The organism is Inquilinus limosus (genome assembly GCF_002195995.1).
GTDB lineage: Bacteria > Pseudomonadota > Alphaproteobacteria > DSM-16000 > Inquilinaceae > Inquilinus > Inquilinus limosus_C.
In genome coordinates, this window is record NZ_NHON01000026.1 from 36424 (window position 1) to 57403 (window position 20980).

General features: G+C 70.1%; 24 protein-coding genes. 14 read left to right on the top strand and 10 right to left on the bottom strand.

Going from position 1 to position 20980, the window contains the following annotated elements:
- Positions 1–107 precede the first annotated feature (107 nt).
- Positions 108–1364 carry a transcription termination factor Rho gene (gene rho, locus BWR60_RS15395; protein WP_088151904.1) on the bottom strand — a complete coding sequence of 419 codons (1257 nt, stop codon included), beginning with the start codon at positions 1362–1364 and terminating at the stop codon, positions 108–110.
- A gap of 277 nt (positions 1365–1641) precedes the next feature.
- Here rho and BWR60_RS15400 point away from each other — a divergent pair, with 277 nt between their 5' ends.
- Positions 1642–2070: a hypothetical protein gene (locus tag BWR60_RS15400; RefSeq protein ID WP_088151905.1), complete on the top strand. Its 429-nt coding sequence runs from the start codon at positions 1642–1644 to the stop codon at positions 2068–2070.
- Between the two features lie 9 nt (positions 2071–2079).
- Here BWR60_RS15400 and hemJ read toward each other — a convergent pair whose 3' ends face one another.
- Genes hemJ through hemE form a run of 3 tightly spaced genes read right to left on the bottom strand, consistent with a single transcriptional unit; the run spans position 2080 to position 4642 of the window.
- Positions 2080–2517: a protoporphyrinogen oxidase HemJ gene (gene hemJ, locus BWR60_RS15405; protein WP_088151906.1), complete on the bottom strand. Its 438-nt coding sequence runs from the start codon at positions 2515–2517 to the stop codon at positions 2080–2082.
- A 17-nt stretch (positions 2518–2534) separates the two neighbouring features.
- Positions 2535–3572 carry a ferrochelatase gene (hemH, locus tag BWR60_RS15410; RefSeq protein WP_088151907.1) on the bottom strand — a complete coding sequence of 346 codons (1038 nt, stop codon included), beginning with the start codon at positions 3570–3572 and terminating at the stop codon, positions 2535–2537.
- Positions 3569–4642, bottom strand: coding sequence for a uroporphyrinogen decarboxylase (gene hemE / locus BWR60_RS15415; RefSeq protein ID WP_088151908.1), 1074 nt, complete (start codon positions 4640–4642; stop codon positions 3569–3571). Before hemE ends, hemH begins: the two co-directional genes overlap by 4 nt.
- Before the next feature lie 367 nt (positions 4643–5009).
- Between hemE and BWR60_RS15420 the strand changes: the two genes are divergently transcribed.
- The 5 genes from BWR60_RS15420 to dnaQ all read left to right on the top strand — a co-directional run bounded on the left by BWR60_RS15420 (position 5010) and on the right by dnaQ (position 8810).
- The gene (locus BWR60_RS15420; protein ID WP_088151909.1) at positions 5010–5843 is read left to right on the top strand and encodes a pyruvate, water dikinase regulatory protein; all 834 of its coding nucleotides are present in this window, start codon (positions 5010–5012) and stop codon (positions 5841–5843) included.
- 13 nt (positions 5844–5856) lie between these two features.
- Positions 5857–6453, top strand: coding sequence for a Maf family protein (locus BWR60_RS15425; protein ID WP_230983067.1), 597 nt, complete (start codon positions 5857–5859; stop codon positions 6451–6453).
- A 214-nt stretch (positions 6454–6667) separates the two neighbouring features.
- The gene (locus BWR60_RS15430) at positions 6668–7504 is read left to right on the top strand and encodes a shikimate dehydrogenase (RefSeq protein WP_088151910.1); all 837 of its coding nucleotides are present in this window, start codon (positions 6668–6670) and stop codon (positions 7502–7504) included.
- 2 nt (positions 7505–7506) lie between these two features.
- The gene (gene coaE / locus BWR60_RS15435; protein WP_088151911.1) at positions 7507–8133 is read left to right on the top strand and encodes a dephospho-CoA kinase; all 627 of its coding nucleotides are present in this window, start codon (positions 7507–7509) and stop codon (positions 8131–8133) included.
- Positions 8133–8810: a DNA polymerase III subunit epsilon gene (gene dnaQ / locus BWR60_RS15440; RefSeq protein WP_088151912.1), complete on the top strand. Its 678-nt coding sequence runs from the start codon at positions 8133–8135 to the stop codon at positions 8808–8810. The genes coaE and dnaQ overlap by 1 nt, the downstream gene beginning before the upstream one ends.
- A gap of 214 nt (positions 8811–9024) precedes the next feature.
- Here the strand turns inward: dnaQ and secB are convergent, their stop codons facing one another.
- A complete protein-coding gene (secB, locus tag BWR60_RS15445; protein ID WP_034848572.1) occupies positions 9025–9522 on the bottom strand; it encodes a protein-export chaperone SecB in 498 nt (165 codons plus the stop codon).
- A gap of 95 nt (positions 9523–9617) precedes the next feature.
- Positions 9618–10148 (bottom strand): FxsA family protein, encoded by a 531-nt coding sequence (locus BWR60_RS15450; RefSeq protein WP_088151913.1) that lies wholly within the window; start codon positions 10146–10148, stop codon positions 9618–9620.
- Between the two features lie 202 nt (positions 10149–10350).
- On the opposite strand from BWR60_RS15450, the gene BWR60_RS15455 reads away from it, so the two are divergent.
- Together BWR60_RS15455 and BWR60_RS15460 are read left to right on the top strand one after the other, a co-directional pair.
- Positions 10351–11016 carry a Tim44/TimA family putative adaptor protein gene (locus BWR60_RS15455; RefSeq protein ID WP_088151914.1) on the top strand — a complete coding sequence of 222 codons (666 nt, stop codon included), beginning with the start codon at positions 10351–10353 and terminating at the stop codon, positions 11014–11016.
- A 277-nt stretch (positions 11017–11293) separates the two neighbouring features.
- Positions 11294–11668, top strand: coding sequence for a Smr/MutS family protein (locus BWR60_RS15460; protein ID WP_230983068.1), 375 nt, complete (start codon positions 11294–11296; stop codon positions 11666–11668).
- On the opposite strand, the gene BWR60_RS15465 is transcribed toward BWR60_RS15460, so the two are convergent.
- Positions 11646–12542: a LysR substrate-binding domain-containing protein gene (locus BWR60_RS15465; protein ID WP_088151916.1), complete on the bottom strand. Its 897-nt coding sequence runs from the start codon at positions 12540–12542 to the stop codon at positions 11646–11648. The genes BWR60_RS15460 and BWR60_RS15465 overlap by 23 nt on opposite strands.
- Before the next feature lie 109 nt (positions 12543–12651).
- Between BWR60_RS15465 and BWR60_RS15470 the strand changes: the two genes are divergently transcribed.
- Both BWR60_RS15470 and BWR60_RS15475 read left to right on the top strand, forming a co-directional pair.
- Complete coding sequence (locus tag BWR60_RS15470) at positions 12652–13308, top strand: FMN-dependent NADH-azoreductase (protein ID WP_088151917.1); 657 nt, start codon at positions 12652–12654, stop codon at positions 13306–13308.
- A 468-nt stretch (positions 13309–13776) separates the two neighbouring features.
- Positions 13777–15159, top strand: a complete 1383-nt coding sequence (locus BWR60_RS15475) for an esterase-like activity of phytase family protein (protein WP_088151918.1) — start codon at positions 13777–13779, stop codon at positions 15157–15159.
- 185 nt (positions 15160–15344) lie between these two features.
- On the opposite strand, the gene aidB is transcribed toward BWR60_RS15475, so the two are convergent.
- From aidB to hslV, 3 genes are all read right to left on the bottom strand, one after another.
- Positions 15345–16172: an AidB family quorum-quenching N-acyl homoserine lactonase gene (gene aidB, locus BWR60_RS15480; RefSeq protein ID WP_088151919.1), complete on the bottom strand. Its 828-nt coding sequence runs from the start codon at positions 16170–16172 to the stop codon at positions 15345–15347.
- 111 nt (positions 16173–16283) lie between these two features.
- Positions 16284–17600, bottom strand: a complete 1317-nt coding sequence (gene hslU, locus BWR60_RS15485) for an ATP-dependent protease ATPase subunit HslU (RefSeq protein ID WP_088151920.1) — start codon at positions 17598–17600, stop codon at positions 16284–16286.
- A 46-nt stretch (positions 17601–17646) separates the two neighbouring features.
- Entirely contained in the window at positions 17647–18195 is a 549-nt protein-coding gene (gene hslV / locus BWR60_RS15490) for an ATP-dependent protease subunit HslV (RefSeq protein WP_088151921.1), read from the bottom strand.
- 161 nt (positions 18196–18356) lie between these two features.
- Between hslV and hisB the strand changes: the two genes are divergently transcribed.
- From hisB to hisA, 4 genes are read left to right on the top strand one after another with little or no spacing between them, the layout of a single operon-like run.
- Positions 18357–19016 carry an imidazoleglycerol-phosphate dehydratase HisB gene (gene hisB / locus BWR60_RS15495; RefSeq protein ID WP_088151922.1) on the top strand — a complete coding sequence of 220 codons (660 nt, stop codon included), beginning with the start codon at positions 18357–18359 and terminating at the stop codon, positions 19014–19016.
- A gap of 15 nt (positions 19017–19031) precedes the next feature.
- Positions 19032–19670, top strand: a complete 639-nt coding sequence (gene hisH / locus BWR60_RS15500; protein ID WP_088151923.1) for an imidazole glycerol phosphate synthase subunit HisH — start codon at positions 19032–19034, stop codon at positions 19668–19670.
- Positions 19667–20239, top strand: a complete 573-nt coding sequence (locus BWR60_RS15505) for a GNAT family N-acetyltransferase (protein WP_230983069.1) — start codon at positions 19667–19669, stop codon at positions 20237–20239. The genes hisH and BWR60_RS15505 overlap by 4 nt, the downstream gene beginning before the upstream one ends.
- Positions 20236–20979, top strand: a complete 744-nt coding sequence (hisA, locus tag BWR60_RS15510; protein ID WP_088151924.1) for a 1-(5-phosphoribosyl)-5-[(5-phosphoribosylamino)methylideneamino]imidazole-4-carboxamide isomerase — start codon at positions 20236–20238, stop codon at positions 20977–20979. The genes BWR60_RS15505 and hisA overlap by 4 nt, the downstream gene beginning before the upstream one ends.
- The last annotated feature ends 1 nt before the right edge of the window (position 20980 follow it).

Genomic DNA, 20980 nt, shown 5'->3' on the forward strand with positions numbered 1-20980 from the left:
CGGCCGCGCGCCGGGTCAACCGGACCGGGGCGCAGCGCCGCCATGAAACGGAAAAGGCCGCCAATCCTGCGACCGGCGGCCCTTCGCGTTGATGACGCTCGAGAGGGTTACTGGTTCATGCTCTCGAAGAAGTCCGCGTTCGACTTGCTGTGCTTCAGCTTGTCCATCAGGAACTCCATCGCATCCGTCGGGCCCATCGGCATCAGGATGCGGCGCAGCACCCACATCTTCGACATCGTGCCCTTGTCGACCAGCAGCTCCTCCTTGCGGGTGCCGGACTTGCCGATGTCGATCGACGGGAAGGTGCGGCGGTCGGACAGCTTGCGGTCGAGGATGATCTCGGAGTTGCCGGTGCCCTTGAACTCTTCGAAGATCACCTCGTCCATCCGGCTGCCGGTGTCGATCAGCGCGGTGGCGATGATGGTCAGGCTGCCGCCTTCCTCGATGTTGCGGGCGGCGCCGAAGAAGCGCTTCGGCCGCTGCAGGGCGTTGGCGTCGACACCGCCGGTCAGCACCTTGCCGGAGGACGGCACCACGGTGTTGTAGGCGCGCGCCAGGCGGGTGATGGAGTCGAGCAGGATGACGACATCCTTCTTGTGCTCGACCAGGCGCTTGGCCTTCTCGATCACCATCTCGGCCACCTGGACATGGCGCGTCGCCGGCTCGTCGAAGGTGGAGGAGATGACCTCGCCCTTCACCGACCGGTCCATGTCGGTCACTTCCTCCGGCCGCTCATCGATCAGCAGCACGATCAGGAAGGCGTCCGGGTGGTTCTCGGCGATCGAGTTGGCAATGTTCTGCAGCATCACCGTCTTGCCGGTGCGCGGCGGCGCCACGATCAGGGCCCGCTGGCCCTTGCCGAGCGGCGAGACCAGATCGATGATCCGGCCGGTCATGTTCTTCTTGGTCGGGTCGATCAGCTCCATCCGCAGCGCTTCGTCGGGATAGAGCGGGGTCAGGTTGTCGAAGGTGACCCGGTGCCGGACGTTGTCCGGCTCCTCGAAATTGATCTTGTTGACCTTGGTGAGCGCGAAATAGTGCTCGTTTTCCTTCGGGGCGCGGATCTCGCCCTCGATGGTGTCGCCGGTGCGCACGCCGAAGCGGCGGATCTGCTGCGGCGACACGTAGATGTCGTCCGGGCCGGGCAGGTAATTCGATTCCGGGGAGCGCAGGAAGCCGAAGCCGTCGGACAGGACTTCGAGCACACCGGATCCAAAAATGGCGACGTCGTTTTCAGCCAGCTGCTTGAGGATGGCGAACATCATGTCCTGCTTGCGCAGCATGCTCGCGTTTTCGACCTCGAGCTCTTCGGCATAGGCGAGAAGCTCGCTGGGAGTCTTCTCTTTCAGTTCTTGCAGATGCATGGGGACCCTGGATGGGCGTGGACAGAGCGCCGGCGGCGCGGCGTCTTCGGATTGGTCTCTCGCTGGAAGCCTCGGTCCGCGGCACGAAGGGCTCGACCGCGCCGGCGCTTCGAATGACCGCCGGAAGACCGTGAGAACAGCAGATGGTTATCGAATGACCTGCCGCAAGTCAATCGTGCTGCCGCGTCCGGCGGCATATTGCGCGGCCATGGCGGAAGCGGGAGGATCTCTAGGGGACGGAAGATAGTCGATTCATTTTCAGGAGGGGGGATCTTTGATGAGGAACGCCGTCGTTCTGGCGATTGCGGCCGCCCTGGGGCTGGCAGGCTGCAATGCGTCACAGCCGAAACTGACCCAGCAGACGGTCTTCCTGCACCAAGTGGGGCACGCCGGTTGGCCGGGAGAGAAGACGGCAGCCAATTGCCGCATTCCGCATGAACGGCCTGGCGACGACCGCGCCTTCACCGGCACCGGCGACCGGGAGGAGACGGCCATCGTCTTCGACGGCACCATGACGGAGAGGACCGGCATCGGCGCCGAATACGCCTATGTCGCCCGCCATCTGCCGGGCTGGCAGGTCTGCGGCCAGGGGCTGCTGACCCCTGCTGGTGGCCGCCTTTATGACCAGCTCGATCTGGTGGGGCCCGCCGGCGAACGACGGTCGATCTACTTCGACATCACTGGCTGGTTCGGCAGGATCTCCTGACCGTTCCGCTCAGAACGGCCGGACGATCACCATCACCAGGATGATGAACAGCAGCAGCGCCGGCACCTCGTTGACGATGCGGTAGAAGCGCTCGCTGTGGGGGTTGCGGCCTTCCGCGAAGCCGCGGCGCCAGCGAATGCACATGTGGTGCAGCACGGTCAGGATGACAACCCCCGTCAGCTTCACATGCAGCCAGCCCTCGGCGAAGAAGGCCCAGTCGGTCAGCCACAGCATGGTGATGCCGAACACCCAGGTCAGCACCGCCGAGGGCAGCATGATGCCGCGCATCAGCCGCCGCTCCATCACCCCGAAGCGCTCATATTCCGGCGTCCCGGGCGTGGTCTGCGAGTGGTAGACGAACAGCCGCGGCAGGTACAGCAGCCCGGCCATCCAGGAGATCACGAAGAAGACGTGGAGCGCCTTGATCCAGGGGTAGAGAGCCGCCATTCGGTTTGGTCCTCGCTCTAAGCCGCTTTGCTGGGACACCCCGTGAACGCCGCCGGGCAGATCCGGCCGCCATCGCCCGCCTCGCAGGCCGTGCCGCGCCGGTGGCCGGCCCGCACCAGGTCGGCCAGGCCGGCGATGAAGCCGTCCTCGGCGCCGACGGTCGGCACCCGCAGGTAGCACGGCGCGCCCGATTCGTCAGCCAGCCTGCGATATTCGATGTCGAGCTCCACCAGCGTCTCGGAATGCTCGGAGACGAAGGCGATCGGCACCACCACGATCGGCCGCTTCTCCAGCGCCGCCTGATGGATCACCGCCTCGGTCGACGGCTCGATCCATTTCAGCCGGCCGACCCGGCTCTGATAGGTCGAGACCCAGTCGAGGTCGGGGATGCCGGAGGCCTCGGCCAGCGCCGCGGCGGTGCGCTCGCACTGCCACTGATAGGGGTCGCCGGCCTTGACGATCTTCTCCGGCAGCCCGTGGGCGGAGAACAGCACGCGCGGCCGGCCGTAGCGTGCCGCCTCCTCATGCGCCGCGCGCAGCCCGGCGGCCATGGCGGCGATGAAGCGGCTCTCGGTCGGATAGCAGCAGACCAGCCGCGTCGGCACGTCCAGCCGGGCGATCTTGCAGGCATCGCGCCACACCCGGACCGACGATGCCGTGGTGGTGGTCGAGAATTGCGGGTACAGCGGCAGCAGGATCACCTCGTCCGGGGCGAAATCCTTCACCAGCATCGCCGTCTCCTGGCTCATCGGGTGCCAGTAGCGCATGGCGATGAAGGCCTTCACCTCGCCGAGGTCGGCCAGCTGCGCCTCCAGCGCCCGGGCCTGCGCCTCGGTGTTCGGCAGCAGCGGCGAGCCGCCGCCGATCTCGGCATAGATGTCCTTGGCCAGGTTGGTCCGCTTCTTGGCGATGGCCCAGGCCAGGATCAGCCGCGCCGGGTTCGGGACGCGGATGATCGCCGGGTCGGCGAACAGGTTGAACAGGAAGGGCCGGATCGCGTCCGGATTGTCGGGCCCGCCCAGGTTGAACAGGACGACGGCGATCCGCCGGCTCATGCCCCGTCCCCGCGCAGATGACGGACCAGGGCGGCGACATGCTCGGGCGGCGTCTTCTGCAGCACGCCGTGGCCGAGATTGAACACGAAGGGGCCGTGGCCGAGGGCATCCGTGATCGCGTCGGCGGCGCGCAGCATCGGCTCGCCGCCAGTGAGCACCAGGACGGGGTCGAGATTGCCCTGGACGGCCGCCTTCAGCTGCAGCGCCCGGGCGGCCCAGGCCGGCGGCACGGTGGTGTCCAGCCCGACCGCGTCGACCCCGGTCTCGGCCAGATAACGTTCGTAGAGCAGCCCGGCGCCGCGCGGGAAGCCGATGATCGGCACGCCCGGCGCCGCGGCCCGCACGGCATCGACGATGCGCTTCGTCGGCGCGATCACCCAGCGCTCGAACTCGGCCTCCGGCAGCACCCCGGCCCAGCTGTCGAACAGCTGCACCGCCTCGGCGCCCGCCTGGATCTGGCGCAGCAGATAGGAGGATGTCGCTTCGACCAGCAGGTCGATCAGCCGGCCGAAGGTCTCCGGCTCGCCATAGGCCAGCCGCTTGACCACGCCGTATTCCTTGCTGCCGCCGCCCTCGACCATATAGGTCGCGACGGTCCAGGGTGCCCCTGCGAAGCCGATCAGCGCGGTTTCGGGCGGCAGGGCCGCCGCCACCCGGCCGACGGTCTCGTAGACCGGCCCCAGCACCTCGTGCAGCCGGGCGGCGGACAGGCGGGCGATGCCGGCGGCGTTGGTCACCGGCTCCAGCTTCGGGCCCTCGCCCTCGACATAGTCCAGCGCCTGGCCCAGCGCGTGCGGCACCACCAGGATGTCGGAGAACAGGATCGCCGCGTCCAGCCCGTAGCGGCGGATCGGCTGCAGCGTCACCTCGGCGGCCAGTTCGGGGTTGTAGCAGAGGTCCAGGAAGCTGCCGGCCTGGGCCCGGACGGCGCGGTATTCCGGCAGATAGCGCCCGGCCTGGCGCATCAGCCAGACTGGCGGCCGGGCCAGGGTCTTCCCGGCCAGGGCGCGCAGGAACGGCTTCGCCGGCGTCGCGGACGTTTCTTCCCGGCTCTGCCCATCCCTAATCATGAAAAGGAATCCTTAGTTTATGAGGATGTTGTGAATCCCTGTGGATAACGGGGATTGTGACTCTTCCCCAATCCATCCACAGGGTTTTGCCCGGCGGCCTGCCCTTCCCTGTGGAAAGCGGGGAAGACGCGCCCGACTCGCTACACCCTCGCCATCGCCCCTGTCCATAACGGGCGGGAGGACTCGGGGTCGCATCGTCCGGCCTCGCCTTTGCTATGACGGGCCGGTGAGTCTCGTCCCCAGCCGGACGGAAGAGTCGACGACTCACCCGCGGTCCGGGGGCCAATCACGTCAAGCCTCGTGAATCCGGCCGCTGTCCCGAATTTGCCCACAGACAATCCCCATCCCTCCGGGATACAACGGTGCCATGGCGCAGACGAAGACGTTCCACCTACATCTCGTTTCGGATTCGACCGGCGACACCATTCATAGCGTCGCCCGGGCCTGCCTCGCGCAGTTCGAGGGGGCGGAACCGATCGAGCATTTCTGGAACCTGGTGCGGACCAACCGCCAGCTCGACATGGTGGTGGAGGAGATCCGCGACCATCCGGGCGTCGTCGTCTTCACGCTGGTCGATGACGGGCTGCGGCACCGGCTGATGGATGTGTGCGGCACGCTCGGCGTGCCCTGCATCTCGGTGCTGGATCCGATCATGGCGGCGCTGGCGCAGCAACTCGGCATGGCGGGCCACGGTCGGCCGGGCCGGCAGCACGCGATGGACGCCGCATATTTCCACCGCATCGAGGCGATGGACTATGCCCTGGCGCATGATGACGGCCACCTGACCGGCGAGCTGCACCAGGCCGATGTCATCCTGATCGGCGTCTCCCGCACCTCGAAGACCCCGACCTGCCTCTATCTGGCGAATCGCGGCGTGAAGGCGGCGAACGTTCCCTTCGTCCCCGGCCTGCCGCTGCCGGACGACCTGCACCGGGTCAGCCGGCCGCTGATCGTCGGGCTGACCAAGGACCCGGAGCGGCTGATCCAGCTGCGCCGCAACCGCATGCAGATGCTGAACCAGGCCCAGACCACCGACTATGTCGACCCCGAGCAGGTGCGGTCGGAGGTGGCGGAGGCCCGGCGCTACTTCGCCAAGCACCGCTGGCCGGTGCTGGACGTAACCCGCCGCGCCATCGAGGAGACGGCGGCGGAGATCCTGTCGCTGCTGGCCCGGCGCGGCCGCAGCGCCGGAATCCCCTGATGGAGCTTCGGCCGTGACCCGGGTGATCCTCGCCTCCGGCAGCGCCACGCGGCGGGCCGTGCTCGCCGCCGCCGGCGTGCCCGTCATCCCCAGCCCCGCCGCGGTCGACGAGGCCGAGGTGAAGGCGTCGATGCAGGCCGAGGGCGCGTCCCCGGCCGATGTCGCCGAGGCGCTGGCGGTGCTGAAGGCGCAGCGCATCTCGCGCCGCTTCCCCGGCGACCTGGTGATCGGCGCCGACCAGATGCTGGATTGCGAGGGTGTCTGGTACGACAAGCCGGCCGACCGGGCGGCGGCGCGCGACCAGCTGCTGGCGCTGCGCGGCCGCACCCATACCCTGACCTCGACCGCGGTGGCCGTGCGCGACGGCCAGCGGGTGTGGCACGCGACCGACCGGGCGAAGCTGACCATGCGGTCCTTCAGTCCCGTCTTCCTCGAATCCTATCTCGACGCCGTCGGCGAGGCGGTGCTGTCCTCGGTCGGCGGCTATCAGCTGGAAGGCCGCGGGGCGCAGCTCTTCGCCAGGGTCGAGGGCGACCATTTCACCGTGCTGGGCCTGCCGCTGCTGCCGCTGCTCGGCTTCCTGCGCGACCATGGGGTGCTGCCGTCGTGACTGCAGGCGAGCGCGGAATGATGTTGCCGGAAACCAATTGCCTCTCCCGCTTGGCGGGAGAGGTCGGGCTCGCGTCAGCGAGACCGGGTGAGGGCTGGCCCAGGCCTCGACAAACTCCCCTCACCCGGAGCCGCTTCGCGTCTCCGGCCTCTCCCGCAAGCGGGAGAGGCAATACGGTTGCTCCGGCTGCGATATCTGGTGGTGTGCCGTGGCAGTGCTGACCGCGAAAGGCCGCCTGGCCGGGGTGATCGGCTGGCCGGTCGGGCATTCCCGCTCGCCACAGCTGCATGGCCACTGGCTGGCCCGCTACGGCATCGACGGCGCCTATGTGCCCATGGCGGTGGCGCCGGAGCGGCTGGAGGCGGCGCTGCGCGGCCTCGCCGCGCTGGGCTTCCGCGGCTGCAACGTCACCGTGCCGCACAAGGAGGCGGCGATGGCGCTGGTCGACGAGCTCGACCCGCTGGCCCGGCGCATCGCCGCGGTGAACACCATCCTGGTGCGTGAGGATGGCCGCCTGTTCGGTACCAACACCGACGGCTTCGGCTTCCTGGCCAATCTCCAGGCCGGCGCGCCCGGATGGTCCGCCGGCCGCGGCCCGGCGGTGGTGATCGGCGCCGGCGGCGCGGCGCGGGCGGTGATCGTCGCCCTGGCCGATGCCGGCGCGCCGGAGATCCGTCTGGCCAACCGCACCCGGTCGCGGGCGGAGACGCTGGCGGCGGAGCTTGGCGGCCCCATCACCGTGATCGACTGGGCGGACCGGGTCGCGGCGCTGAGCGGCGCGGCCCTGCTGGTCAACACCACGACCGAGGGCATGGTCGGCCGGCCGGCGCTGGACCTGGCGCTCGACGCGCTGCCGGCGGACGCGCTGGTCAACGACATCGTCTATGTGCCGCTGGAGACGCCGCTCTTGGCCGCCGCAAAGGCCCGGGGCAATCCGGTGGTCGACGGCGTCGGCATGCTGCTGCACCAGGCGCGGCCGGGCTTCGAGGCCTGGTTCGGCGTGTCACCGGTGGTCGATGCCGCGCTGCGGGCCGCGGTGCTGGGGGCCTGAGCGTGAGGATCCTGGGCCTGACCGGCTCGATCGGCATGGGCAAGTCGACGGCGGCGGCGATGTTCCGGCGCGACGGCATCGCCGTGCACGACGCCGACGCCGTGGTCCACGACCTGATGCGCCGGGGCGGCGCCGCGGTGCCGGCGGTGGCGAAGGCGTTTCCGGAGGCGGTGCGCGACGGCGCGGTCGACCGCCGCGCGCTGGGGGCGCTGGTGTTCGGCAGGCCGGAGGCGCTGCGCCGGCTCGAGGCGATCCTGCACCCGCTGGTGCGCCGCCGCATGCGCCGCTTCCTGCAGCAGGCCGGGCGGCGCGGCGACGATCTTGTGGTGCTGGACATCCCGCTCCTGTTCGAGACCGGGGGCGAGCGCTTCTGCGACGCCGTCGCCGTGGTCAGCGCGCCGCGGCTGATCCAGCGGCAGCGGGTGCTGGCCCGGCCGGGGATGACGAAAGAGAAATTCGCCGCCATCCTGGCGGCGCAGATGCCCGACCGCGAGAAGCGTCGGCGGGCGGATTGGGTGGTGCCGACCGGCCTCGGCCGCCGGCCGACGCGGCTGGCCCTGCGGGCGCTGCGGCGGCAGGCGCTGGCCCGGCCGGGTCGGCGCTGGCGGCCCTCACTGAAGGTAGCGTGATGCGCGAGATCGTCCTGGACACCGAAACCACCGGCCTGCACGCGATGGGCGGCGACCGCCTGGTCGAGATCGGCGGGGTCGAGATGATCAACCACGTCCCGACCGGCGCGCATTACCACGTCTACATCAACCCGGAGCGGATCGTGCCGATGGAGGCGCAGCGCGTGCACGGGCTGACCGACGAGTTCCTGGCCGACAAGCCGGTCTTCGCCGAGGTCGCCGGCGGGTTCCTGGACTTCATCGGCGACGCCAAGCTGGTGATCCACAACGCCGAATTCGACATGGGCTTCCTGAACATGGAGCTCGGCCGGCTCGGCCTGCCGCCGATCCCGATGGCGCGGTCGATCGATACGGTGGCGCTGGCCCGGCGGCGTTGGCCGGGCGCCCAGGCGTCGCTCGACGCGCTGTGCCGCCGCTTCGGCATCGACAATTCCGGCCGCACGCTGCACGGGGCGCTGCTCGACGCCCAGCTGCTGGCCGAGGTCTGGCTGGAGATGTGCGGCGGCCGCGAGCCGGGCCTGGCCATCACCACGACGGTCGAGGTCACCGAGACCACCGTGGTGGTCGAGCGCATCGCCCGCCCGGCCCGGCCGCACGCCCCGACCGAGGCGGAGCTGGCGGCCCATCTCGCCTTCATCAAGGGCCTGACCGACCCGATCTGGCTGAAGGAAGGCTGAAGACCAGCCGCCCGAAACATAGATCCGTCATGGCGAGGAGCGTAGCGACGTGGCCATCCAGAGGCCGGTGCGAGCCGTCCTGGATGGCCACGCCCCTTCGGGGCTCGCCATGACGAGAGAGGGCTGGAGGGTCGATCTCAAGGCCCGCTGATATAAAAGCGGGCAAGAAAAAGCCCCGCCGAAGCGGGGCTTGGCCTCCGCCGTGAACCCGGCGTCAGTTCACGCTCGGCTGGCCCTCGGCCTCGGAGCGGGCGCGCAGGGCGGCCAGCTGGCGGCGGAACAGCTCGGTGAAATCGATCGGCTGGATCAGCAGCGGCGGGAAGCCGCCGTTGCGGGTCGCCTCGGCGATCACCGACCGGGCGAAGGGGAACAAGAGGCGCGGCGCCTCGATCAGCAGCAGCGGCGCGGTCTGCTCCTTGGTCACGTTGGCCAGGGCGACCACGCCGCCATAGCTCAGCTCGCACAGGAAGGTGGCGGCGTCGCCGGTCTTGGCCTCGGCCTTGATGTGCAGCACCACCTCGAAGGCGTTCTCGGCCAGCTGCTGGGTGCGGACGTCGACATTGACCGTGACCTGCGGCGGCGTCGTCTGCTGGGTCAGGCTGCGCGGCGCGTTCGGGTTCTCGAAGGACAGGTCCTTGACGTACTGCGCCGAGATCTGCAGCGAGGGCTGCAGCTGCTGCTCGGCGTCCGGCTGCTGGTTGTCGTCCGACATGAAAACTCTCCCTGGAAACTCTGGCTCGGCTGGCCGGCGAAAGACGGGGTCTCGCTAGCACGGAACCCGTTGCGGCCACAACCGGGGTCGACCGGTCAGGATCGGCCCTGCGCGTCGCCCCCGCCCTTGCCGCCCCAGCGCGAATCCTCGATCCGCGGCAGCGACGGGTCGCGGCCGCCGTCGGGCTTCACCTCGGTGTAGTCGGCATCGATCACCGTGCCGCCGCCCGGGCTTCCGGGTCCGCGGCCGCCGGGCCAGACGGTGAAGCCACCGCGCCGCTTGGCCTGCACGCCCAGCCAGCGGATCAGCGCGCGCCGGACCGGGGGCAGCAGCAGCGGCAGCGCCATCAGGTCGCTGAGGAAGCCGGGGAAGATCAGCAGCAGCGCGGCCAGCACCAAGAGGGCGGCATGCGCCACCGGCTCGGCCGGCGGCTCGCCGCGGGCGAGCGCCGCCTGCATCTCCCGCAGCGCCCGCATGCCCTGACGTTTCAGCAGCAGCGAGCCGATCACGCCGATGGCGATGAACAGCAGCAGGGTGGCGAGCACGCCGATCCAGCGGCCGACCACGATGAACACCGTGATCTCGGCCAGGACCGGGACAAGAAGCAGCAGGGCGAGGAGGGGCATCGGTTTCCCTTGCCGTTTGGGGGTCGGCAGCCTATCTGTCGGGGGCAGGCGTCGTTCCTGACCGCGCATCCTGGCCCGAACGGTTGTCCGCCGAGCATTCGCTGATCCGGCCGGGCCGACCAAGAGGTAGTGTCGCGCGGCGCCCGGGTCCAGAGCGATGCATTCGGCGCCGGCACGGGCGCGCGGCCAAGTGTAGGGAGCGATGGGCGAAGGCTCTTTCCTCGATATCCTGGTTCTGGCGGTGATCGCCGGCTTCTTGATCCTGCGGCTGCGCAGCGTGCTCGGCCGGCGCACGGGGACGGAGCAGCGGCGGTCGAACCCGATCGCCCAGCAGCCGGCCAGGCCCGAGCCCCGCTCTCCCGACAATGTCGTGAGCATGCCGGAGCGGCCGCGGGCCAACGGCAATGGCGACAGCGCCCCGGCCAGCGGCCTGACCCAGATCAAGATCGCCGACCGCAGCTTCAGCGAGAGCAGTTTCGTCGGCGGCGCCCGCGCGGCGTTCAAGATGATCGTCGAGGCCTTCGCCCGCGGCGACACGGCAACGCTGCGCCCGCTCCTGTCCGACGAGCTGTATGACGAGTTCAGCGGCGCGATCCGCGACCGCCTGGCCGCCGGCCATGTGCTGGAGGAGACGGTGGAATCGGTCGACCGCGCCGAGATCATCGACGCCCGCATGGACGGCCGCACCGCCTTCGTCACCGTGCGCCTGACCTCGCGCCAGAAGAGCGTGACGCGGGACGCCGAGGGCAAGGTGATCGAAGGCAGCCCGGACCAGACGGTCGAAGTCACCGACATCTGGACCTTCGCCCGCAACACTCGCGCCACCGACCCGAACTGGGCGCTGGTCGAGACCCGCGAATCCCACTGACCCGCCGATGCTGTCGCTCCTGACCCGTCCGGCCCGGCCCCGTCCGGGCCGCGGCCGTTCGGCCGAGGATGCCGACCGCTGATCCGGCATGGCCAAGACCCGAAAGCCCAGCGAGGAAGAGCGCCGCCTCTGGCGTCTCGTGATGCAGGACGTCGTGCCGCTGCGGCCGCGCGACCCGGCGTCCCCGCCGCCGCCTCCTGAACCCGCTCCACCGGCCCCTCCGCCGCGGCCCGCCCCGTCGGGCCAGCGCCTCACCCCGGCGGCTCCGAAGCCGCCCGTGGCGCCGGCAGCGCCGAAGCGGCTGCGCTCCGGCGACCTGACCGGCATCGACGGGCACCGCGCCGACCGGCTGCGCCGCGGCAAGGAGGGGATCGAGGGCCGGCTGGACCTGCACGGCATGCGCCAGGTCGAGGCGCATGACGCGCTGATCGGCTTCATCGCTTCGGCCCAGCGGGCGGGCAAGAAGACGCTGCTGGTGATCACCGGCAAGGGCAGCTTCTCGAACGGCGACAGCGTGCTGCGCCAGAACGTGCCGGTGTGGCTGAACGAGGCGCCGCTGCGCGGCAGGATCCTGGCCATCACCCCGGCCCATCCCCGCGACGGCGGCTCCGGCGCGCTCTACATCATCCTCAAGCGCCAGCGCGAGACGTAGGGTTCCCGAACTCCGCCAGGACCCAGTCGCGGACCGCCGTCACCGTCTCAGCCTCCGCGCCGGGGCGGCGGACCAGGTGGAAGCCCATGCCCTCGATCGCCGGGCCGAAGGGCTGCACCAGCGTGCCGGCCGCCAGCTCCGCCGCCACCAGCGTCAGGCTCAAGAGGCCGACGCCGTGGCCGGCCGCCACGGCCTGGATGGCGTGGCTCTCATCGGTGCAGTGCAGGGCGGAGGCGCCGGCCTCCGGCAGCCCGGCGGCGGCGAACCAGCGCGGCCAGGACGGCCGGTCGGGATGCGACACGCGCCACTCGAAATGCACCAGCCGGTGCCGCGCCAGCTGCTCCGGCGCTGTCAGCCCCAGCGCCGGATGCGCCACCGGCGCCAGCCGGTCCGTGCCCAGCAGCTCGGACCGCAGCCCGGGATAGGCGCCGCTGCCGTAGCGGATGGCCAGGTCGGCGGTGCCGGCGGCCAGGTCCACCGGCTCATCCGCCGCCAGCAGGCGCAGCGTGACGTCCGGCCGCCGCTCCTGGAACGACGCGACGCGCGGCACCAGCAGCCGGGCGGTGAAGGCGCGGGTGGCGGTCAGCGTCACGGTGCTGGGCCTGGCCCGGGCCGACAGCCCGTCGATGGTGCGGGCGAAGGCGTCGAAGCCATTGCGCAGCACGGGGTACAGGCGCTGCGCCGCCTCGGTCATCACCACCTGCCGGGTCCGCCGCTCGAACAGCCGCAGCCCCATCGTCTGCTCCAGCAGGCGGATCTGATGGCTGACGGCGGTCGGCGTCACCAGCAGCTCCTCCGCCGCGCGCTTGAAGCTGAGATGGCGGGCGGCGGCCTCGAAGGCGCGCAGGGCGGCGAGCGGGGGCAGGCGGCGCATGGCGGTCACGATGGATGAGTTCAACTCAGCCATAGGATGAGGGATTCGCCTTTGTCCGCAAGCCGGAAAGCGCACATCTCCTGGGGCAGAGATCTTCTGGAGCTCAGCCATGACCACGATCCTGCACATCGATGCCAGCGCCCGCCTCGGCCGCTCGCACACCCGCCGCCTGTCGGCCCGCTTCATGGAGGCCTGGCTGGCCCGGCGGCCGCACGACATGGTGATCCGCCGCGATGTCGGGCTGGAACCGCCGCCGCCGGTGACCGAGGCCTGGATCGCCGCAGCGTTCACCAAGCCGGAGCGGCGGACGCCGGAGATGCGCGCGGCGCTGGCGGTCAGCGACGCGCTGGTGGACGAGCTGGAGCGCGCCGACCTGATCGTCGCCGGCGTGCCGATGTACAATTTCGGCCTGCCGGCGCCGATGAAGGCCTGGGTCGACAACATCGTCCGGGTCGGCCGCACCTTCGGCTTCGACCGCAGCCGGCCGGGCGAGCCCTACTGGCCGATGCTGTCCGGTAAGCGGCTGGTAACGCTCGGCGCCCGCGGCGACTGGGGCTACGGGCCGGGGGAGCGCATCGCCGGCCTCAACCATGTCGAGCCGCATCTGCAGACGGTGTTCCGCTACATCGGCATCACCGACGCGGTCTCGATCGCCGCGGAGTACGACGAGTTCGCCGATGAGCGGATCCGACAGTCGCTGCAGGCGGCCGAGGCCGAGATCGACCGGCTGGTGGCGCGGATGGCCGAGGAGGCTGTGGCGGCTTGACGGCGACAGGCGAGGGGCGCTGTGCTGGGTCGGCGCCCCGACCAGGCAAAACCCGATGAGCGACCGTTTCAGCACCGAGGCCCGAGCCCGACTGGGCGCCGTCCTGGGCGGCGCCGGGTTCCGGTGGGTGGCCGAGCGCGACGATCCGCGGGGCTTCGGCGACGGATATGTCGATGCCTGTTCGCCGACGGCCTGCCTGCGCATCATCCGCGACCGCGGACAGATGTTCCTTGAGGCCCGGCCCGTTGATGCTGTGGATTGGGTGCCGGTCGAACATCTCATCCCGGCAGTACCGAGACCGGCGCCAACGCTGGACGGGGCTCTGCGGTATCTCGATGCTCATCTTGGCGCTCTGATCTCGGCGATTGCCGGTGGGTGGGGGCCGACCCGAGACTTTCATGCAGCCGTCATCCGGCCGTCATCGGCCGACCCCACTCTCCCGCCGCGTTTCGTTCGAGAGGGGGTTCCATGCATCCGTTCCGTCTTGCCACCGCCTCGCTGGCGGTCCTGGCCCTGTCCGCCGCCGCGGCCCTGGCCGGTGATGATCCGGCGCCGCAGACCTATCCGGCGGTGCTGGAAGGCCATGCCGTGCTGCCGGCGATGACCTTCGCCGCGCCGCCGGCCGATGCGCCGGCGATGTTCGCCACCTCGGCCAAGTTCGCCGGCCCGACGCTGGCCCGGATCGACCGGCCGTTCAGCGTCATGGGCACCACCGGCTCGGGCAAGGCGGTGCGCGAGACCGGCCTGACCTTCCCCTTCGTCGGCCAGGCGGTGCAGGGCTTCAGCGGCATCCGGCCGGTCGGCAACGGCGAATACGTCGTCATCACCGACAACGGCTTCGGCGCCAAGGCCAACTCGCCGGACGCGATGCTGATGGTGCACCGGGTGAAGCCGGACTGGCAGGCCGGCCGGGTCGCGGTGCTCAACACGATGTTCCTGTCCGACCCCGACAGGAAGGTGCCGTTCCGCATCGTCACCGAGGCGACCAAGGAGCGCTACCTGACCGGCGCCGATTTCGACATCGAATCGGTGCAGTTGATCGGCGACCATTACTGGTTCGGCGACGAGCTCGGGCCCTTCCTGATCGAGACCGACGCCGCCGGCCGGGTGCTGACCGTGGTCGACACGGTGGCGGACGGCAAGCCGGTGCGCTCGCCCGACAACCCATACCTCACCATGCCGGGCGCCCCCGGCCCGGTCGCCTTCGAATCGCGCCGCAGCAAGGGCTTCGAGGGCATGGCGGCGTCGGAGGACGGCAAGACCCTGTACCCGCTGCTGGAAGGCGGACTGTGGGACGCCGCCAAGGGCGCGCCGGAGACGGACGCCCAGGGCCATGAGCTGCTGCGCGTGCTGGAATTCGACGTCGCGTCGAAGAAATTCACCGGCAAGTCGTGGAAGTACCGGCTCGAGACCAACGGCAACTCGATCGGCGACTTCAACCTGATCGGCGGCACCCGCGGCCTGATCATCGAGCGCGACCAGGGCGAGGGCGATGTCGCCCAGGCCTGCCAGGGCGACCCGAAGCCGGACTGCTTCGCCACCCCGGCCAAGCTGAAGCGGGTCTATCTGGTCGACCTGGCGGATGCGGATGCCGACGGCATCCTGCGCAAGATCGGCTCAATCGACCTGCTGGCGATCCAGGATCCCGGCCACCAGGCGCGCCAGGGCGGCCATGACGGCACGCTGAGCTTCCCCTTCGTGACGATCGAGAACGTGGCGCGGGTCGACGCCGACCACATCATCGTCGCCAACGACAACAACCTGCCCTTCTCCTCCGGCCGCGCCGTCGACCGGCAGGACGATGAGGAGTTCGTGCTGCTCAAGGTTACCGAGCTGCTGAACGCGAGGTAACAAGGACGGCCCTCGCTGGGGGGGCCTCACCAGCGGCGAGGTCTTGATCAGGCTCGCTCCTCCCCACCGAAAGAATCGTCATTGCGAGGAGGCGAAGCCGACGAAGCAATCCAGGGGCCACGCCAAACGGCCCCTGGATTGCTTCGCTGCTCTCGCAATGACGAATTTTTGAGGGTGAGCCGCTGCTAGCCCTCGATGAATCTCCAGCCGCGGTCGCCGGCCTCGACCCGGCCGATCGGGCTGACATGGCTGCCGGTGACCCGCCAGCCATGCCGCGCTGCCTGGTCCAGCAGGAAGCGGCGGCTCTCGATGGCCTGCGCCGGGTCGAGGTCGTAGGTCAGGCCGACCTCCGGGTCCTCGATCTGCGGCACGCCGAGATGGATGGCGTCGGCCCAGATCAGCAGGGCGTCGCGGCCCTCGCCGAGGCGATAGCCGCTCTGCCCCGGCGTGTGGCCGGGCAGCGGCACGGCCTCGACGCCCGGCAGGCCCTCGACCGGACCGGGCGCGATGGGGCGGATGCGGCCGGCATAGGCCCGGGCCAGGATGGCGGCCGCCTTGAAATTGCCGCGCCGAGCCGGCGGGAAGGTCTCGGCGATGGCCGCATCGCTGTAGAAGGCGAGATCCTTCTCGGGGATCAGGATCTCGGCACGGGGCAGCCAGGGTTGCTCGCCCACGAGCAGGCCCAGGACGTGGTCGCCATGCAGATGCGTGATCAGCACGCGGTCGACCTCCTCAGGGCGCACGCCGGCCGCCGCCAGCGCCGCGGGGGCCTTGCCCAGCGCCGGCCCCCAATGGTCGCCGGTGCCGGCATCGATCAGGGAAATCCCGTTTTCCCCCCGCAGCAGGTAGCAGTTCACGTCGATGCTGATCTTGTCGCCGGGCCAGCCCTCGACCAGGCGCCGGGTGGCGTCCTCGCCGGCGGCATGGGTCAGCACCGTCTTCGGCGCCTCGAAGATGCCGTCGAGCAGTACCGTGACATCGTAGGGGCCGAAGCGCCTGGCAGCAGCGGACATGTCGATCCTCTCGGCAGAAGGACGGCTTGCCCGCCCGGGCTCGCGCCGTCACCGCCCAGGCTAGCCGGGCGGCGACGGTGAGCGGAAGGCGTCGAGACCGGTGGTCTGCTATTACAGGATGAACTTGCTCAGATCGGCGTTCTTGGTCAGCGCGCCGACTTTGTCCTGGACATAGGCCGCGTCGATCTTCACCGTCTCGCCGGACCGGTCGGAAGCGGTGAAGCTGACCTCGTCCAGCAGGCGCTCCAGCACCGTGTGCAGCCGCCGGGCGCCGATGTTCTCGACCGAACGGTTGATCTCCGCCGCCAGGTCGGCCAGGGCGTCGATCGCGTCCTCGGCGAAGTCCAGCGTCACCTCCTCGGTGCCCAGCAGCGCCTTGTACTGCTTGATCAGGCTGTGCTCCGGCTCGGTCAGGATGCGGCGGAAATCGTCGCGCGACAGGGCCTGCAGTTCGACCCGGATCGGCAGGCGGCCCTGCAGCTCCGGCAGCAGGTCGGACGGCTTGGCCAGCTGGAACGCGCCGGAGGCGATGAACAGGATGTAGTCGGTGCGCACCGTGCCGTATTTGGTCGCCACCTGGGTGCCCTCGATCAGCGGCAGCAGGTCGCGCTGCACGCCTTCGCGGCTGACATCGGCGCCCTGCCGCTCCGACCGGGCGGTGATCTTGTCGATCTCGTCCAGGAACACGATGCCGTTCTGCTCGACCAGGTGGATCGCCTCGGCGGTCACCTTCTCCTGGTCCAGGAGCTTGTCCGATTCCTCGGCCATCAGCACCGCGTGGCTTTCCTGCACCGACATGCGGCGCGGCTTGGTGCGGTTGCCGAAGGCCTTGCCGAACATGTCGTTGAGGTTGAGCATGCCCATCTGGGCGCCCGGCATGCCGGGGATGTCGAAGGTCGGCAGCCCGCCGCCGGTGTCGGCGACCTGGATCTCGATCTCGCGATCGTTCAGCTGGCCCTCGCGCAGCATCTTGCGGAACTTCTGCCGGGTCTCGGCCGAGGCGCTGTCGCCGACCAGCGCGTCCAGCACCCGCTCCTCGGCGCGGATCTCGGCCTTGGCCGCGACCTCCTTGCGCAGGGTCTCGCGGGTCATCTTGATCGCGATCTCCAGCAGGTCGCGGACGATCTGCTCGACATCGCGGCCGACATAGCCGACCTCGGTGAACTTGGTGGCCTCGACCTTCAGGAACGGCGCGTTGGCCAGCTTCGCCAGGCGGCGCGCGATCTCGGTCTTGCCGACGCCGGTCGGGCCGATCATCAGGATGTTCTTCGGCAGCACCTCCTCGCGCAGCGCCTCGGGCAGCTGCTGGCGCCGCCAGCGGTTGCGGAGCGCGATGGCGACGGCGCGCTTGGCGTCGTGCTGGCCGACGATGAAGCGGTCGAGCTCGGAGACGATCTCGCGCGGGCTGAAATTGGCGGTGTCGGTCATCTCGGGTCCTTCGCGGCCGCGGGTCGGGTGATCGGCAGGGCCGCGATCACAGGCTTTCCAGCGTGACGTTGTGGTTGGTGTAGATGCAGATGTCGCCGGCGATCTGCATCGCCTTGCGGGCGATGGTCTCGGCGTCGAATTCCGGGTGCTCCATATAGGCCCGGGCGGCGGCCAGGGCGAAGGGGCCGCCGGAGCCGATGCCGATCAGCCCGTCATCGGGCTCCAGCACGTCGCCGGTGCCGGTCAGGATCAGCGAGACCTGGCGGTCGCACACCGCCATCATCGCCTCCAGCCGGCGCAGGTAGCGGTCGGTGCGCCAGTCCTTGGCCAGCTCGACGCAGGCGCGGGCCAGCTGGCCCGGATGCTTCTCCAGCTTGGCCTCGAGGCGCTCGAACAGCGCCATGGCGTCGGCGGTCGCCCCGGCGAAGCCGGCGATGACGCTGCCGTCGCCCAGGCGCCGCACCTTGCGGGCGGTGCCCTTCATCACGGTGTTGCCGGCGGTGACCTGGCCGTCGCCGGCGATGACGACATGGCCGTTCTTGCGCACAGCGAGGATGGTGGTGCCGTGCCAGGCGGCACTCTCGGAAGACGACATGCAGAAATCCGGAAATGCTGGGGTTAGGACGGGCGATCGGCCCGCACCGCCTAGATTGGACCGTCCGGCGGGGGGATCAAGTCTTGCGGACCGTTCCCTGCCCTCCGGGCATGGCTCCTTCTCTGGCGATGCGCCGGGCTTCCTGATAAGACACCTGGGCCATGGACGGAACCCCTGCCAAACCCAGCCGGACCAGCGCGGCCAAGGCCCGCTCGGCCCCGACCCGCGCCGCCACCGTCGACCGCGCCACCCGCGAGACGCGGATCAGCGCCACGGTCGATCTCGACGGCACCGGCCGCTCCGACATCCAGACCGGTGTCGGCTTCCTCGACCACATGCTGGACCAGCTGGCCCGGCACGGCCTGTTCGACCTGACGGTCCGGGCCGAGGGCGACCTCCATATCGACTTCCACCACACCACCGAGGATGTCGGCATCACCCTCGGCCAGGCCTTCGCCAAGGCTCTGGGCGACCGCCGCGGCATCCAGCGCTACGGCGAGGCGCATGTGCCGATGGACGAGGCGCTGTCCCGCGTCGCCGTCGACATCTCGGCCCGGCCCTATCTGGTGTGGGATGTCCGCTTCACCCGCGACAAGCTGGGCGAGATGGACACCGAGCTGTTCCGGGAATGGTTCCACGCCTTCGCCCAGAACGCCGGGCTGACGCTGCACGTCGCTAACCTGTATGGCGAGAACAACCACCACATCGTCGAGAGCTGCTTCAAGGCGCTGGCCCGCGCCCTGCGCGCCGCGACCGAGATCGACAGCCGCCGCCCGGACGCCGTGCCCTCGACCAAGGGCACGCTCGGCGGTTCCCTCTAGCTCCGGGATTTCCGCATGGCCATCGCCGTGATCGACTACGGCTCCGGCAATCTCCGCTCGGCCGCCAAGGCGCTGGAACGCGCCGCGGCGGAGCGCGGGGCGGCGCAGGAGATTATCGTCACCGCCGATGCCGAGGTGGTGCGCCGGGCCGACCGGCTGGTGCTGCCGGGCGTCGGCGCCTTCGGCGACTGCAGCCAGGCGCTGGGCGCGATCCCGGGCCTGCGCGAGGTGCTGGACCAGCGGGTGAAGCAGGACGGCGTGCCGTTCCTCGGCATCTGCGTCGGCATGCAGGTGATGGCCGGCGTCGGCCATGAACATGGCGACTTCCTCGGCCTCGACTGGATCCACGGCGCGGTGGTGCCGCTGGCGCCGGCCGATCCCGACCTGGTGGTGCCGCAGATGGGCTGGAACAGCCTGGTGGTCGGGGAAGAGCACCCGGTGCTGGACGGGCTGGACGGCCAGGACGTCTATTTCGCCCATTCCTATGTGATGGTGCCGGCCGACCTGGCCGAGGTGCTGGCGACGGTCGATTACGGCGGGCAGCAGACCGCCGCGGTCGGCTGCGACAACTGGATCGGGGTGCAGTTCCATCCGGAGAAGAGCCAGGCGGCCGGCCTCAGGTTGCTCGGCAACTTCGTGACCTGGACACCGTGACCACGGCCCCCATCCCTGAACCGGCGGTGTCGGTCAGCCGGCTCGACCGGGTCCGCGGCGGCGACCTGCACGACCTGTGCGACGCGGCCGAGCTGGCCATCCTCGAGGGCGGCGGATTCGGCTGGGTCAAGCCGCCGCCGCGCGAGACCATGGAGCGCTACTGGGGCGGCGTGGCGGCGATGCCGGGCCGGCACCTGTTCGTCGGCCGGCTCGACGAGGTCATCGCCGGGGCGATCCAGCTGGTGGAGCCGCCGGCGAACAACGAGGCGCAATCCTTCGCCGCCGCCGTCAACGGCATGTTCGTCGCCCCCTGGGCCCGCGGCCACGGCCTGGCCCGGATGCTGGTCGAGGCGGCGGAGACCGAGGCACGGGCGCGCGGCTACGGCCTGCTGACGCTCGATGTCCGTGAGACCCAGGATGCGGCGATCCGCGTCTTCGAGAGCTTGGGATTCGTCCGCTGGGCGACGAACCCGTATTATGCCCGCGTGAACGGCCGCCTGATCGGCGGCTGCTACTTCCACAAACCGCTGATCCCGCCGACCGAGGCGGGGCAGGACCCGACGCCATGATCCTCTACCCGGCCATCGATCTGAAGGACGGCCACTGCGTCCGTCTCGTCCGCGGCGAGATGAGCGAAGCCACGGTGTTCAACCTGGACCCGGCAGAGCAGGCCAAGGCCTTCGCCGAGCAGGGCTTCAGCTGGATCCATGTGGTCGACCTCAACGGCGCCATCGCCGGCCATCCGGTGAATGCCGAGGCGATCGGCGGCATCCTCAAGGCCACCTCGCTGCCGGTGCAGCTGGGCGGCGGCATCCGCGACCTGGAGCGGATCGAGTTCTGGCTCGAGCGCGGCGTCGCCCGGGTGGTGCTGGGCACGGTCGCGGTGCGCGACCCGGACCTGGTGCGCGAGGCCTGCCGTCGCTGGCCGGGCCGGATCGCGGTCGGCATCGACGCGCGGGAAGGCTTCGTGGCGATCGAAGGCTGGGTCAAGACCTCGACCGTCAAGGCGTTGGACCTGGCGCTGCGCTTCGAGGATTCCGGCGTCGCCGCGATCATCTACACCGACATCAACCGCGACGGCGCGATGGGCGGGCTGAATGTCGAGGCCACGGCCGACCTGGCCTTCGCCCTGACCACGCCGGTTATCGCCTCCGGCGGCGCCTCCTCGCTGGACGATCTGCGGGTGATCAAGCGCGAGGAGAAGTCGGGCATCGCCGGGGTGATCTGCGGCCGCGCCCTCTATGACGGCCGGATCGACCCGAAGCAGGCGCTGGCGATCCTGTCCGGCCCGGTGCCGGTGGAGGCCTGAA

Excerpts from the sequence above, each read along its gene's own strand:
- rho (WP_088151904.1), bottom strand. The coding sequence starts at position 1,364 with ATGCATCTGCAAGAACTGAAAGAGAAGACTCCCAGCGAGCTTCTCGCC.
- BWR60_RS15400 (WP_088151905.1), top strand. The coding sequence starts at position 1,642 with ATGAGGAACGCCGTCGTTCTGGCGATTGCGGCCGCCCTGGGGCTGGCA.
- hemJ (WP_088151906.1), bottom strand. The coding sequence starts at position 2,517 with ATGGCGGCTCTCTACCCCTGGATCAAGGCGCTCCACGTCTTCTTCGTG.
- hemH (WP_088151907.1), bottom strand. The coding sequence starts at position 3,572 with ATGAGCCGGCGGATCGCCGTCGTCCTGTTCAACCTGGGCGGGCCCGAC.
- hemE (WP_088151908.1), bottom strand. The coding sequence starts at position 4,642 with ATGATTAGGGATGGGCAGAGCCGGGAAGAAACGTCCGCGACGCCGGCG.
- BWR60_RS15420 (WP_088151909.1), top strand. The coding sequence starts at position 5,010 with ATGGCGCAGACGAAGACGTTCCACCTACATCTCGTTTCGGATTCGACC.
- dnaQ (WP_088151912.1), top strand. The coding sequence starts at position 8,133 with ATGCGCGAGATCGTCCTGGACACCGAAACCACCGGCCTGCACGCGATG.
- secB (WP_034848572.1), bottom strand. The coding sequence starts at position 9,522 with ATGTCGGACGACAACCAGCAGCCGGACGCCGAGCAGCAGCTGCAGCCC.
- BWR60_RS15450 (WP_088151913.1), bottom strand. The coding sequence starts at position 10,148 with ATGCCCCTCCTCGCCCTGCTGCTTCTTGTCCCGGTCCTGGCCGAGATC.
- BWR60_RS15455 (WP_088151914.1), top strand. The coding sequence starts at position 10,351 with ATGGGCGAAGGCTCTTTCCTCGATATCCTGGTTCTGGCGGTGATCGCC.
- BWR60_RS15465 (WP_088151916.1), bottom strand. The coding sequence starts at position 12,542 with ATGCGCCGCCTGCCCCCGCTCGCCGCCCTGCGCGCCTTCGAGGCCGCC.
- BWR60_RS15470 (WP_088151917.1), top strand. The coding sequence starts at position 12,652 with ATGACCACGATCCTGCACATCGATGCCAGCGCCCGCCTCGGCCGCTCG.
- BWR60_RS15475 (WP_088151918.1), top strand. The coding sequence starts at position 13,777 with ATGCATCCGTTCCGTCTTGCCACCGCCTCGCTGGCGGTCCTGGCCCTG.
- aidB (WP_088151919.1), bottom strand. The coding sequence starts at position 16,172 with ATGTCCGCTGCTGCCAGGCGCTTCGGCCCCTACGATGTCACGGTACTG.
- hslU (WP_088151920.1), bottom strand. The coding sequence starts at position 17,600 with ATGACCGACACCGCCAATTTCAGCCCGCGCGAGATCGTCTCCGAGCTC.
- hslV (WP_088151921.1), bottom strand. The coding sequence starts at position 18,195 with ATGTCGTCTTCCGAGAGTGCCGCCTGGCACGGCACCACCATCCTCGCT.
- hisB (WP_088151922.1), top strand. The coding sequence starts at position 18,357 with ATGGACGGAACCCCTGCCAAACCCAGCCGGACCAGCGCGGCCAAGGCC.
- hisH (WP_088151923.1), top strand. The coding sequence starts at position 19,032 with ATGGCCATCGCCGTGATCGACTACGGCTCCGGCAATCTCCGCTCGGCC.
- hisA (WP_088151924.1), top strand. The coding sequence starts at position 20,236 with ATGATCCTCTACCCGGCCATCGATCTGAAGGACGGCCACTGCGTCCGT.